Origin of the sequence: Chryseobacterium carnipullorum, assembly GCF_003815695.1 — a bacterium.
In the GTDB taxonomy this organism is placed as follows: domain Bacteria; phylum Bacteroidota; class Bacteroidia; order Flavobacteriales; family Weeksellaceae; genus Chryseobacterium; species Chryseobacterium carnipullorum.
The window spans coordinates 1124926-1137773 of record NZ_CP033920.1 but is presented as its reverse complement, the minus strand read 5'-3'; the positions used below and the strand labels follow the sequence as shown (position 1 = coordinate 1137773).

At 37.0% G+C, this 12848-nt stretch carries 11 protein-coding genes; 5 read left to right on the top strand and 6 right to left on the bottom strand.

Annotated elements, in window-relative coordinates; genetic code table 11:
- Positions 1-127: 127 nt before the first annotated feature.
- Together EG346_RS05285 and EG346_RS05280 are read right to left on the bottom strand one after the other, a co-directional pair.
- Positions 128-838, bottom strand: coding sequence for a C40 family peptidase (locus EG346_RS05285; RefSeq protein ID WP_073330829.1), 711 nt, complete (start codon positions 836-838; stop codon positions 128-130).
- A gap of 338 nt (positions 839-1176) precedes the next feature.
- Positions 1177-3372, bottom strand: a complete 2196-nt coding sequence (locus EG346_RS05280) for a glutamine synthetase III family protein (RefSeq protein ID WP_073330725.1) — start codon at positions 3370-3372, stop codon at positions 1177-1179.
- Between the two features lie 290 nt (positions 3373-3662).
- Here EG346_RS05280 and EG346_RS05275 point away from each other — a divergent pair, with 290 nt between their 5' ends.
- The 3 genes from EG346_RS05275 to EG346_RS05265 all read left to right on the top strand — a co-directional run bounded on the left by EG346_RS05275 (position 3663) and on the right by EG346_RS05265 (position 8174).
- A complete protein-coding gene (locus EG346_RS05275) occupies positions 3663-5354 on the top strand; it encodes a DUF6909 family protein (protein WP_123877222.1) in 1692 nt (563 codons plus the stop codon).
- 221 nt (positions 5355-5575) lie between these two features.
- Positions 5576-6046: a DinB family protein gene (locus EG346_RS05270; RefSeq protein WP_123877221.1), complete on the top strand. Its 471-nt coding sequence runs from the start codon at positions 5576-5578 to the stop codon at positions 6044-6046.
- A gap of 286 nt (positions 6047-6332) precedes the next feature.
- The gene (locus EG346_RS05265) at positions 6333-8174 is read left to right on the top strand and encodes a M1 family metallopeptidase (protein WP_123877220.1); all 1842 of its coding nucleotides are present in this window, start codon (positions 6333-6335) and stop codon (positions 8172-8174) included.
- Positions 8175-8296: 122 nt separating this feature from the next.
- Here the strand turns inward: EG346_RS05265 and EG346_RS05260 are convergent, their stop codons facing one another.
- Positions 8297-8899, bottom strand: a complete 603-nt coding sequence (locus EG346_RS05260; protein ID WP_123877219.1) for a hypothetical protein — start codon at positions 8897-8899, stop codon at positions 8297-8299.
- Positions 8900-9024: 125 nt separating this feature from the next.
- Positions 9025-9864 carry a M23 family metallopeptidase gene (locus tag EG346_RS05255; protein WP_123877218.1) on the bottom strand — a complete coding sequence of 280 codons (840 nt, stop codon included), beginning with the start codon at positions 9862-9864 and terminating at the stop codon, positions 9025-9027.
- Positions 9865-10134: 270 nt separating this feature from the next.
- Here EG346_RS05255 and EG346_RS05250 point away from each other — a divergent pair, with 270 nt between their 5' ends.
- Both EG346_RS05250 and EG346_RS05245 read left to right on the top strand, forming a co-directional pair.
- Positions 10135-10893 (top strand): type III pantothenate kinase, encoded by a 759-nt coding sequence (locus EG346_RS05250; RefSeq protein ID WP_073330707.1) that lies wholly within the window; start codon positions 10135-10137, stop codon positions 10891-10893.
- Positions 10894-10948: 55 nt separating this feature from the next.
- Complete coding sequence (locus tag EG346_RS05245; protein ID WP_123877217.1) at positions 10949-11488, top strand: GNAT family N-acetyltransferase; 540 nt, start codon at positions 10949-10951, stop codon at positions 11486-11488.
- Positions 11489-11776: 288 nt separating this feature from the next.
- Here the strand turns inward: EG346_RS05245 and EG346_RS05240 are convergent, their stop codons facing one another.
- Positions 11777-12208: a nucleoside deaminase gene (locus EG346_RS05240; RefSeq protein ID WP_073330701.1), complete on the bottom strand. Its 432-nt coding sequence runs from the start codon at positions 12206-12208 to the stop codon at positions 11777-11779.
- Positions 12209-12835, bottom strand: a complete 627-nt coding sequence (locus tag EG346_RS05235) for an energy transducer TonB (protein WP_228426614.1) — start codon at positions 12833-12835, stop codon at positions 12209-12211.
- Positions 12836-12848 lie beyond the last annotated feature (13 nt).

The window sequence follows — 12848 nt, the reverse complement described above, 5'->3', positions numbered from 1 at the left end:
GGGGTGGATTTTTGCAAAGCAAAAAGGCGGGGTAGTAAAAACACTCTTCATCAAAAGCTCACCACCCAAAAAATAAAAAAACCATCAGAAATCTGATGGCTTCATTATTTAAATCAATTATTTAAAATTAAAAACTTGTCGCTGTGGATGGAGTAGAAGATGCTAAATTGTTATAAGCGTCTCCGTTCTCGTTGATCACTCTTTTGGCAAACCTGAATTTTGGTCCCCAGTAAGAATCATTCAGCGAAGAGATCATTACCCCTTTAGAAGTGGCTGCGTGGATGAATTTGATTTCACCTTCTTCAGTTACACTTTCTACAATACCTACGTGAGAGATTCTTCTTCCGTGTGAAAAGAAGATTAAGTCTCCTTTCTGAAGATCTCCTTTTTCAATACTTTCACCTTCCTGAGCCTGAGAAGCGGCTACTCTTGGTAAGCTAAGTCCTGCTGCTGCTCCGAATACAGAAAGAACGAAAGCTGAACAATCAATACCTCTTCTGGTCATTCCTCCGTATCTGTATGGAGTCCCAAGGTATGTTTCAGCTTCTGTTAGGATATTATCGATCGTTTTATTGTATTTGACTGCTTTTGCAATCTCAGAATTCTTAATAGATTTTTTTGCATTGGCTATAGATGCCGCCTTTTCAGCTAGAAAAGAATCGATAAGTCTTTGCTTATCCTGCTCCATTTTCTTGTTATCAAGAGAAGCTAGTTTGGCATCTGTTTTGTATTCTTTAGCATAAGTTGCTGGTTGTGAAACTACATAATTTGTAGCGCATGATTGAACTGAAACTGTAGACACTAAAGCAACTAAATAAAACAAAACTCTTTTCTTCATATATATTTGATTATCCGTGTTAAAAGGAATATTTATTTTCAAAAGCATTACAAAAGTAGAGATTCCGATTAAAAGACCCCTGATATGATTATTGTCAGGTTCTTTATTTAACACAATTTAACATATTATTTAAGTATGTTAAAGAAAAACAAACCGCAATCGCCTATTTTTGGTGAGTCTGCGGTTTTTTTTATTATGATTCTTTAACATAATAAATCAAATTTCCTTTATTTACCGTGTTTCAATATTCAAAACTCTAATTTCAAGGCTGTTAATAAATCAAAAAAAACTCCCCGGAAAAAACCAGGGAGCTTAACTAATATGGAACTTTACAGATGTTATTTTGTAAATAACATTTCTCTATATTTAGTCATTGGCCAAAGCTCATCATCTACCATCATTTCAAGATCATCAGAAGCTTCTCTGATCACGTCAAATAAAGGGATTACTTTGCTGCAGTAAGTTTCTGCCTGCTTCTGACTATTGGATACAGCTTTTGCTGCTTCTCTTGCTTTAATAAGATCCTCAACGCCAAGTTTGATCTTGGAAACATTCTCAGAGATATTAGTGATTAAGCTCATTTGCTCTTTCGCCAATGTTTTGAATTCTTTGTCAGGGAATATTTCTTTAAGACCTTTTACGTTCTCGATCAATCTGTTCTGATAATTTAAAGCAGAAGGAATAATATGGTTTCTTGCGATGTCACTTAAAACTCTTGCTTCAATATCAATAACCGTAGAATATTTTTCTAATTTGATTTCGTTTCTGGCCTCAACTTCTCTGTGGGTAAACACTCCGATTTCTTCATAAAGAGCAACGAATTTTTTATCCATTTCCTGCTTAAGTGCTTCCGGAGTCGTTTTTAAGTTGTTCAAACCTCTCTTTTTAGCTTCTTTCGCCCAGTCATCAGAATATCCGTCTCCCTCAAACATAATGCTCTTGCACTGCTTGATGTACTCTCTCAATACATTGAAGATGGCCTCGTCTTTCTTCAGTCCTGTTTCGATAAGCGCATCAACTTCTTTTTTGAAATCGATTAATTGTTTTGCAGCGATCGTGTTCATTACAGTCATAGACTCTGCACAGTTGGCAGAAGATCCTACCGCTCTGATCTCGAATTTATTTCCTGTAAATGCAAATGGAGAAGTTCTGTTTCTATCTGTATTATCTAACAGGATTTCAGGAATCTTTCCAACGACGTTAAGTTTTAAATCTGTTTTTTCGTCCGGAGAAAGTTTCCCTTCTGTTACTTTTTCCAGTTCTTCCAATACTCTGAACAACTGGCTTCCGATGAATACGGAGATAATTGCCGGTGGAGCTTCGTTGGCACCCAATCTGTGGTCGTTACTTGCAGATGCGATGCTTGCTCTTAAAAGATCAGCATATTCGTAAACTGCTTTAATGGTATTAACGAAGAACGTTAGGAACTGTAAGTTTTTCTTAGGGTTTTTTCCCGGGCTTAATAAGTTTTCACCTGTGTCAGTCGCTAAAGACCAGTTGTTGTGCTTTCCGCTTCCGTTGACTCCTGCGAATGGTTTTTCGTGGAATAAAATATGGAAATGGTGTTTGTGAGCAATTCTTGCCATGATATCCATCAACAAAGAGTTGTGGTCTACAGCAACGTTTACTTCTTCAAACATCGGGGCAAGCTCAAATTGGTTCGGTGCTACCTCGTTATGTCTTGTTGTGACAGGGATTCCCAGTTTCATACATTCGATCTCCAGTTCTTTCATGAAGTTCATTACCCTTGTAGGGATAGAACCGAAATAGTGGTCATCCAGCTGTTGTCCTTTAGCAGGAGAGTGTCCTAATAAAGTCTTTCCTGTTAAAACAAGGTCCGGACGGGATTGGTATAATGCGGAATCAACTAAGAAATATTCTTGCTCCCAGCCTAAAGTAGGAGTTACTTTTGTTACATTTTTATCAAAATACTGCATTACATTGGTTGCAGCTTCATCTACAGCATTCAAAGCTCTTAAAAGAGGTGCCTTATAATCTAAAGTTTCCCCTGTATAAGAAATGAAGATAGAAGGAATACATAAAGTAGTTCCCATGATGAATGCAGGAGAAGTAGGATCCCATGCCGTATAACCTCTTGCTTCGAAAGTATTTCTGATTCCTCCGTTCGGGAAAGAAGAAGCATCAGGCTCCTGCTGGATCAATAAGTTTCCGCTGAATCTTTCGATGGCTCTTCCTCCTTCAATAGGAGTAAAGAAAGAGTCATGTTTTTCTGCGGTAGTACCTGTTAAAGGTTGAAACCAGTGAGTGTAGTGAGTAGCTCCTTTGCTCATTGCCCAGTCTTTCATAGCTACGGCTACCTGGTCTGCAATGTGTCTCTGGATCTTTGTTCCTTTTTTGATAGCATCCATAATAGACTGGAATGCTTCCTTTGTCAAATATTCTCTCATGGTCTCTTCTGAGAAAACATTCTGGCAGAATAATTCTGACAGTTTTCCAGGAACTTCAACAGAATTATCTTTTCTGAAGTCCTTAAATGGTAAAGTTTCTAACGCTTTGAATCTTAAAGTTGACATAGTAAGGTTGATTTTTACAGGGCAAATTTACAAAAAAAATGAATTGGAAATACTTTACCCCTGTTTTTTTTAGGGGGTGTTGTGAAATTTTATTAAATCAAACAATAGTTTAACTTTTTATATAGGGGTTCTGTAAAAGTGAATTGTAATATTTAGCCCTGTCGTAGCATCATAATACGTTTTATGATGCACATTTTATATTTTTTTAATATACGAATTTAAAATGCTTGTTAAAAGATACTTAAAATAGAATGCGCAAAGATTTTGTATATTTGTGTGAAATTTATTTTATGACAAATTCTAGAGCTAGAGAAACAACGGAAGCAATTGAAAGATTGTATATTTCTATGAGACACCTCTTTTACAGAGGTTTTTTTAAACCTGCCGGTGTTTCTGGAGAAAGTATCAGAAGTTTGTTAAAGACGATCAATCCAGAGATTTATGGTACCATGAATATTCCCAACAAATTGGAATTAGATGGTTTGATGTATGTTTTAGACAGACTTCCGGAAGGAATTGAAGAATGTGCTTTTATTCATCTTACATCAGATGAGGGTTTTGATAAAGGAAGTTTCGAACCTATTGTCCCTAAAAAGAGAAGAAGAAACTGTTACCGGATAGATGAGCACCAGATGAATATTGAAGTTCTTTTGGGCCGTTCTGAAATTTATGATATTCTTACCCACCTTACCTTCTTATTTATAGAAGCAGATAAAGTGAGAAACCTGGCTTTCATTCAGGATGAAAACTGGAAACCTACACGTGCTTTCAAAATTATTGAAGAAGTGGTAAAAGGGGAGAAGAAATTCAGCAGAAAAGAAAAAGAAGTGGCTCTTATTCACTTATCTTCTTTAATAGGAAGAACTTTTGAAGAGACTTTGAATGCTTATAATTCTTTCGGTGATGATCAGAATCCTGACCGTCTGTTTAAAATCATCTACAACTTAGGAAAAGTAAGTCTGGAAGATGCCAAACAGACGAGAGAAAGAGAAATCCATTTCAGTGCTATATTAAAGGAAAGAGTAGGACACCACTACTTCGGTGAAAAATGGGCCAACAAAGTGAAAGAGGTTTTATTTGAAAACAATCTTCACATGCGTCCGCTTCACATCATTTCTGCCAACATGCATTCTGTGAAAAATATGTTGTACGGAAATGATGCCTTAAAGAAAAAAGACAACAAAGAAGTAGACTACAAACTTTACGGAGAGATTTCTGATAAAAAAGAACTTCGGGACAAAGTGTCAAAATATGCATTGGAAGAAGGACTGATCTATATTAATGATAAGAGCGGAAGTAATATCGATGTTCAGATTATTGATTTAAGCAAAACAGACCTGAAAAATACACCTTTCAGCGGAATCAAATATGGCGGAGACGATGTGATCATGGTTTTCGACTATGCTTTCGGAGAACAGGCTTTTGAGGTTATGGACGAATTGCTGAGACCTTTTGAAAATAAAGGAGAGGTGTACATGATGAAAGTAAAATCTGTTTCTATCATGGGGAAAGCCGGAATTCTTGCCGGAGGAAAAGGAGATATTATGATCCCTACTTCTCATATTTTTGAAGGAACGGCAGATAACTATCCTTTTGAAAATGCTTTGAAACTTGATGATTTTAAAGATGATGAACTGAAAGCATTTGAAGGCCCGATGATCACGGTATTAGGGACATCGCTTCAGAACAGAGATATCTTATCCTATTTTATGAACACTTCATGGAAAGCTATCGGTCTTGAAATGGAAGGAGCGCATTATCAGAAAGCCATTCAGGTAGCGTCTAAGATCAGACATCATATTGCACCGGATCTGTTCGTATGTTATGCTTATTATGCTTCAGATAATCCATTGGAAACGGGAAGTACCCTTTCTTCAGGAGGTTTAGGCCTTACCGGTGTAAAGCCTACGTATCTGATCACTTTAAGAATCCTTGAAAAGATCTTACAAAGCGGAAAAAAAGAAATTCCAGCTAAAAAATAATTTGATTTTAAATCATATTGAACCTCAGATGTTATTGCATTTGAGGTTTTTTGTTCTTTGAAACACGAATGACACAAGTGTTTTTCACGAATACCACGAATTGATTTGTGTTTAAATTTGTGCTTTTATTAGCGTAATTTGTGGTTAAAAATCTGATTATCTGTACAGTTCGAGAAAGCTTTAAAAAATAATTATCTTTAATAATTAAAAAAATTCAAACAATGAGCTCAGCTTTACAATTAGCAAAAAGATTCAGAGAAGTTCTGCTGGATGGTTTTTGGATCGCCAATACGAATTTTAAAGATCAGCTTTCAGATGTCACCTGGGAACAGGCTGTGACGAATGTAGATTCTTTAAATACCATTGCCATGCTCACCTTTCATATTCATTATTATATAGCCGGAGTTGCGAATGTACTGGAAGGAGGTGATCTTGAAATAAAAGATCAGTTCAGTTTTGATCTTCCACCTATTGAATCTGCGGAGCAATGGGAAGTGCTTTTAAATAGGCTTTGGACAGACTCAGAAAAGTTTGCATCATTAGTTGAACAATTTGATGACAGTAAACTTGATGAGGTTTTTGTAGATGAAAAATACGGAACCTACAAAAGAAATATCGATGGAATGATTGAACATGCTTACTATCATTTAGGGCAGATCACCTTAATAAAGAAGATGCTGACACCCCTGTAATTTGAAACACAAATGCCAAATGTTTTTAACGAATATCACTAATAAGCCATGTCAAGGTTCTAAACCTTGACATGGCTTCCAGAAAAATATCTTCATGCATTATTAGTGTTTAAAATGGTGTAATAATTTGTGTCATTAGTGTTTAAAAAAACAAAATCTAAGCAAGCAAACTTAACCATCTGAATAAAACCCCATCTAACTTCATAACAGATCAAAAAACCTTAAAATACCTCCATATTTGAGGGTTTTACATAAATTACCTACCTTTAAAAAAAATAAATTTTAAATGAGAAAATCGGCTGCAATCCTTTTTGCGTTTATCATTTCACAATTTCAGGCTCAGCAGGGAGCTTATTATCAGCAGGCTGCGAAGTATAAGATGGATATTGATGTTAATGCTGAAAAATTTACCTATCAGGGAAACCAGAGTTTAGAGTATACCAATAACTCACCTGATGAGCTCAACGTGGTGTATTTTCACCTGTACTGGAATGCTTTTAAGCCTAATTCAATGATGGACCAGAGAGTGGCCGGACAGGGGAAAAACGGAGATTCCAGACTGCAGAAAGACGGAGTTTCAAGGTTGGCCTCCATTCCAAAAGATCAGGAAGGCGCGCAAAATATCCACTGGATCAAGCAAAACGGAAAAGATCTGAAATTTGAAATCCAGGAAACCATTATGAAGGTCTATCTGGCAGAGCCTATTCAGCCCAATTCTACAACTACCTTTACAATGGATTGGGATGCTGTCATCCCTGAGCAGATCAGAAGAAGCGGGAGAAATAACAGAGAAGGCGTTGATATGACAATGACCCAGTGGTATCCGAAAATTGCCGAGTACGATTATGATGGCTGGGCTACTTTTGATTATATCGGAAGAGAATTCCATGCGCCGTTTTCAGATTTTGATGTTACGATAAAGATCAACAAAGATTATGTCATCGGAGCAGGAGGGATTCTTGAAAATCCTTCAGAAGTAAAAGGATATGATGCCGCTGCAAAAATAAAAGCTGATAAAAGCAAAAAAGCAGTCTGGAAGTGGAAAGCTAATAATATCTTAGACTTTGCCTGGAGTGCAGACCGGGATTATATCATTAAAAGTTTTGATGTTCCGGAAGGGCCAAAAGTGTTTCTGGTTTATCAGCAGAATGACAAAACTAAAGTTTGGGAAGAAGCCCAGCCTTATGTCACCAAATATTTCCAGCTAATGAATGCACACTTCGGGAAGTATGTATATCCTACCTACGCATTTATCCAGGGAGGAGATGGTGGTATGGAATACGGAATGTGTACCATGATCCTGGGAGAAGCTCAAGATATGAAAGGCCTGATGGGATTGATGGCTCACGAAGGTGCACACTCCTGGTACCAACAAATGCTGGCAACCAATGAATCGGTACGACCGTGGATGGATGAAGGATTTACAAGCTATGCGGAAGGTTATGTGATGTATCAGCTGTTTCCTGAAGAACTTCCCAACCCATTTGCCAATACGGTCAATGCCTACAGGAATTTCATTAAAAAAGGGATTGAAGAACCCGCGGTATGGTTTGGTGACCACCATGACAATGGAACGGCTTATACTTATGCATCTTACGTAAAAGGAGAATTGTACCTGGTAGAGCTTGGTTATATTATGGGTGAGCAGAAACTTGCCGAAACCTTAAAGCAGTATTACGATCAGTGGCAAATGAAGCATCCTACTGACAGAGATTTCCTTCACATTGCCCAAAAAGTATCAGGAATGGATCTGAAGTGGTTCCATAATTATTGGATCAATACCACCAAAACTATTGATTACGGGATCAAGGATGTGAAGTATGATGCAAAATCCACTACAATTACCCTGGTGAATAAAGGGCAGGTTCCTATGCCTATAGATTTCAGTGTATTGACTACAGATAAAAAAGTGGTTACCTACCAGATTCCTTTAAACATGACCCATACCTGGAAGGAGAAAGATATCTACGGAGATTTTAAGACCATGCCTTACTGGCCATGGACACAAAAAGAATATACGTTGACCATTCCTTATACAAAAGCTCAGCTTTCTGTTTTAGGGATAGATTTCAGCCAGAGATTGGCAGATGTGAATGTGGATGATAATATTGTGGAAGTAAAACAATAGATCCAATAAGATAAAAAGATAATCCCACAAAGCTTTTTTGTGGGATTTCTATTTACTTTTCTGTTAAGATTTTATGTCTGAAATCTGGTGTCTGACATCGGATATCTGGAATCTCCCATTCCTTATTTTATTCCAAACTGCTGTAACATCCAATGGTTAGGGTGATTCTTGACAAGATCATTTTTTAAAACCTCATCTTTTGTGTTGAGGTAGCGGTATACTTTTAAAGGAACTGAATCCGGATATTCTTTTAATCCCTGATCCAATACCACTTTGGCTTCATTTTTCTTTCCAGCTCCGTCCAAGGATTCGGCCTTGTAGATATAGATGATGGCGGGTACTTTTCCATAAACATCTCTGGTTTCATTTTCCAATATGTTCATGGTTTCGATCTGGAACTCGGTATCAGGTGCTTTTCCAGCCATTGAGGTTCTGCTGATGTGCTGTTGATACATCAGAAAAAGCATCAGGATATGCAGGTTTTTTGTATTGGGATCTGACGCCATTTTCTCAATTCGCTGAACCGTTTCGGGAGTCATTTCGTCATTTTCTGCCTGCAGGTTTTTATTGTAAAACTCGTCAAGCACTTCATAGACTGCCCGGTCATTCTTGTCAATCTTGGCCTGTTCTTTTATTTTTTGAAATAGGTCTTTTACTTGGGCACCACTTTGCGCAAAAGCACTCAGACCAATACAAAAGAAAAATGCTAAGATCAATTTTTTCATAGAAAATCAGTTTAAAATATTTTCAGTTTTAAAGGTAATTAATTGTTTCCAATTCTCTAAATCTTCGGTCCTATTTTTCCTTGGTAGGTGTAGAGAAATACTTTAGTCATTGAAAATAAGAAGAGTTAATCCTGGTATTCTTTTGCATAAGTTTTCTTTTCAGTCAGGTATTCAGATTTGCTTCCGTCTCCTGTTTTGAATAGCGTTTTAATGCTCTTCTGTTGTTTGGGGCTTGTAAAATCGGGCAAGTAACATACAAAGTGCAGGTGAGGTCCATTGGTCCAGCCGGTATTGCCACTTATTCCTATCGGATTACCTTTTTGTACAGTATCTCCAATTTTTACTTTGACTCCATTTTGCTTTAAATGATAATATTGAGCAATAGTTCCGTCTGAATGTAAAATAGAAATATAATTGGCCAGATTTGCGCAACTGATTGTAGGACATCCTTTGTTGTTGGTTTGAACTGCATCAATCACTTTTCCTTCCCTTGCCGCTGTAATCTCCGTGCCTTCAGGCATTACGAAATCCAAAGAGTTTTCATTCTGGTGAGAAAACGTTCCGTTGTATCCCTGATAGACATTGAAAGATTTGCCTTTTTGAAAAGGAAGTGCATATTGATAATTGGAATCATAGGTTTTAACGGTGGCATCTCCGATCATTGTATAATAGTTGGGCATTTTTTTTATTTTCCAGCCTTTTGTCTTATCATTAACTACAAAATAAGTAATTCTGTACTTTATGGATTTTGCAGGGATTACCTGAATGAGTTTGAATGGTTCCGGAATTCTCATGTTTTCAACTTCAGGTTGCTGAGGAAATGAGATGGAAATGGGATAAATTTCAGTATTATCTACATAATATCCTACTGTATCTTTCTTTTGCTCAAGATATATTTTTGCCGGTTTCTGTGCGAACATTAATGCAAATTGAGATAGTAATATCAGGGTAATTATTTTTTTCATTCTTTTGTGGCTTTTGATTGACTTTGCAATGATAAAATTATTTTACAAATCCGCAATATGATTAATAGAAAAAAATCTTTAACTTTTTGTAGCGATAACTGGAATTTATATAAGATAGATGCTTATTGTCAGTTCTTTACTGGGTTTTATAGGAACAATGGTAAATACAGATTAAGGAATTGAGCTAAATAATATCGATATTGCTTATTTTTAAGGATAAAGCCTTATTTTTACAACTGTTTTTTAACCCATACAAGCTTAAAAAATTAAATGAATTCAATTGTAATTAACGTAGGGAACAGCAATATCAGATTCGGACTTTTCAATGGAGATAACTGTGATATTTCATGGGTCATCAATACAAAGCCGTACAGAACAGTAGATGAGCTGTATGTGCAGATGCTGATGCTCTACCAAACCTATAAAATAGAACCGACAGAGATCAGTAAAATCATTATCGGATCAGTAGTACCTCAGCTGACCAAAGTGATGAGTTCGGCGATTAAAAAAATCCATGGTATTCTGCCTGTGATTGTAGACCGGTCTACTCCCTCAGGAGTGCAGGCCAAATCTAAACAGATGGGAACAGATATTTATGCTAATCTTGTAGCTGCCCATCATTTGTATCCTGACCGGAAAAAAATCATCATCGACTTTGGAACAGCCCTTACAGCAAGCTGTGTAACGGAGACTGGAGAAACACTCGGCGTAATTATTGCCCCGGGAATCGTTACTTCTTTAAATTCTTTGATTAACCAAACGGCTCAGCTTCCTGATATTGAGCTTAAAAAACCTAAATCTGTATTAGGACTGGATACGGTGACCTGTATGCAGAGTGGTATGGTATACGGATTTCTTGGAATGGTGGAAGGTTTTATAGACCGTATCAACGATGAGGTGAATGATGACTGTTTTGTGATTGCCACAGGTGGTGTTTCACACGTTTATAAACCCCTGACCGAAAAAATCCATGTGATGGACAGATTGCATACATTGAAAGGACTCTACTTTTTAGGTAAAGATTTATAAATAGACAAGATCATAACTCAGAGTTAAGTTGAAAGATTTTTTATAACCATGGATCATGAGAAAATTAAAAGAATTTCCGAAAATCGAAACTGAAAGACTCATCCTTTCGGAACTTAGAGAGGAAGATATTCCATTAGTCACCTTATATCTTCAGAATAAAATTTTCTCCGATCTTACCTCCAATATTCCTTATCCCTATACCAGAGAGCATTCTGAAATTTGGATTAAAATGTCCCGGGAATCCTTTGAAAACAATACAGGCTACACTTTTGCGATCCGCGATAAGGAAGGGCAAATGATAGGAGCTATAGGACTCCATGACAGGGAAGATGATAAAGCCGAACTGGGTTATTGGATGGGAAGGCCTTTCTGGAACAAAGGATATATCACTGAGGCTGCTCTCGCTCTGATTGAATTTGGATTTAGGGAACTGGAAGTCAACAAGATTTATGCTACTTATTTTCTTCACAATCCTGCTTCAGGAAGAATTATGGAAAAAATAGGAATGAAGGAAGAAGCACTGTTAAAACAACACCTTAAAAAAGATGGTGAATACTTTGATGTCATGATGTATTCCGTTTTTAAAAATATCTAATGATTTAAATTTTCAGGGAAGCTTTCTGCTGGGTGCAGGCATTTTCTTTTTGATTTTTATGCTTTTATTTGCATTGGATTTTCATTATATTTCATGGACAAATAATACTCTCATTCTTGGAGATTACAGCAGTAGAAAGATTGATGCTGATGTGGTATATCAGTAAAAAGACAGCATTCTTAATCTTTTAGTTTTGGAAAATATAGGATAGAGACCAAAGCATTAAACTGGAGAAAGATGAATGCCCTAAAGCCTCTTTTCATCCAGTAATAGAGGAAGAGCAGTAGGTCATCTTTTGCTTTTGAAAAACTCTTTAACAATAGATGAACACTCATGTTCCATTACTCCGGTTACTATTTCTGTTTTTGGGTGCAGAGAAAGATGCTTATTGATAAACCCCCTCTGCTCATCTCTGGCGCCAATCACTACTTTAGAGATTTGTGACCACGAAAGTGCTCCTGAACACATCACACATGGTTCTAAGGTTACGTACAATGTACAATTCATCAAATATTTGCCTCCAAGAAAATTGGCAGCGGAGGTGATGGCCTGCATTTCTGCGTGGGCAGTAACGTCATTCAGGGTTTCGGTAAGGTTGTGGGCTCTTGCAATGATGCGGTTGTTGGAAACGATCACACATCCGATAGGAACCTCATCTTTTTCCCTTGCAGCTTCTGCTTCCTGCAGGGCCATTTTCATGTAATATTCGTCGGTAAACATTTAGTCTTCGATAGTTAAGGTTAAAGGAAGTGTAAGCTGGTGTCTTACCGTTTCTCCTTTAATGATGGCCGGTGAAAATTTTTCTGAAATAGAATACAGCGCGATTTCAGCCTGTCTGTTGAAGGTAAAATTATTTCCCTGGGCATGCACATTGCTGATACTGCCATCTTTCTCAACAATAAAAGCTACATCCGTTTTTACCGTTTTTGCTTCAGTGTAGACACCGTCTGTATAAAAAAGATTGGCAACTTCCTGTCTCAGTGTATTGAATCCACCTGGATAATCCGCGGATTTTTCAAAAACGAAAGGCTTTTCAGTAGTAATTTCTGACAGACTTTTTGGGCTTTTCAGCGATTGGAGGTCTTCCGTGTTTCTCACTTTTAGCAAAGCTGCTATCATGGATACGTTTTCAATGCTGTCCATTTTTTTCATAAAAAGAGTAAAATCAACCTTTATGCTGGCCTTTCTGAAAGAGTCTGATTCCAGGTCGAATTTCTTTTTAAATTCTGTACTCAACATGCTCCGATGCTGGTTGTAATAGTTTTTTACAAGCCTGAATTCTTCCTTCTGCTGGGAAAAACAAAAAGAAGAAATGAGACAGAACAGGGATAAAAATAAAGCTTTCAAAAGAGTATATTTA

Excerpts from the sequence above, each read along its gene's own strand:
- EG346_RS05260 (WP_123877219.1), bottom strand. The coding sequence starts at position 8,899 with ATGAAAAAATTGATCTTAGCATTTTTCTTTTGTATTGGTCTGAGTGCT.
- EG346_RS05255 (WP_123877218.1), bottom strand. The coding sequence starts at position 9,864 with ATGAAAAAAATAATTACCCTGATATTACTATCTCAATTTGCATTAATG.
- EG346_RS05280 (WP_073330725.1), bottom strand. The coding sequence starts at position 3,372 with ATGTCAACTTTAAGATTCAAAGCGTTAGAAACTTTACCATTTAAGGAC.
- EG346_RS05245 (WP_123877217.1), top strand. The coding sequence starts at position 10,949 with ATGAGAAAATTAAAAGAATTTCCGAAAATCGAAACTGAAAGACTCATC.
- EG346_RS05240 (WP_073330701.1), bottom strand. The coding sequence starts at position 12,208 with ATGTTTACCGACGAATATTACATGAAAATGGCCCTGCAGGAAGCAGAA.
- EG346_RS05270 (WP_123877221.1), top strand. The coding sequence starts at position 5,576 with ATGAGCTCAGCTTTACAATTAGCAAAAAGATTCAGAGAAGTTCTGCTG.
- EG346_RS05275 (WP_123877222.1), top strand. The coding sequence starts at position 3,663 with ATGACAAATTCTAGAGCTAGAGAAACAACGGAAGCAATTGAAAGATTG.
- EG346_RS05265 (WP_123877220.1), top strand. The coding sequence starts at position 6,333 with ATGAGAAAATCGGCTGCAATCCTTTTTGCGTTTATCATTTCACAATTT.
- EG346_RS05285 (WP_073330829.1), bottom strand. The coding sequence starts at position 838 with ATGAAGAAAAGAGTTTTGTTTTATTTAGTTGCTTTAGTGTCTACAGTT.
- EG346_RS05250 (WP_073330707.1), top strand. The coding sequence starts at position 10,135 with ATGAATTCAATTGTAATTAACGTAGGGAACAGCAATATCAGATTCGGA.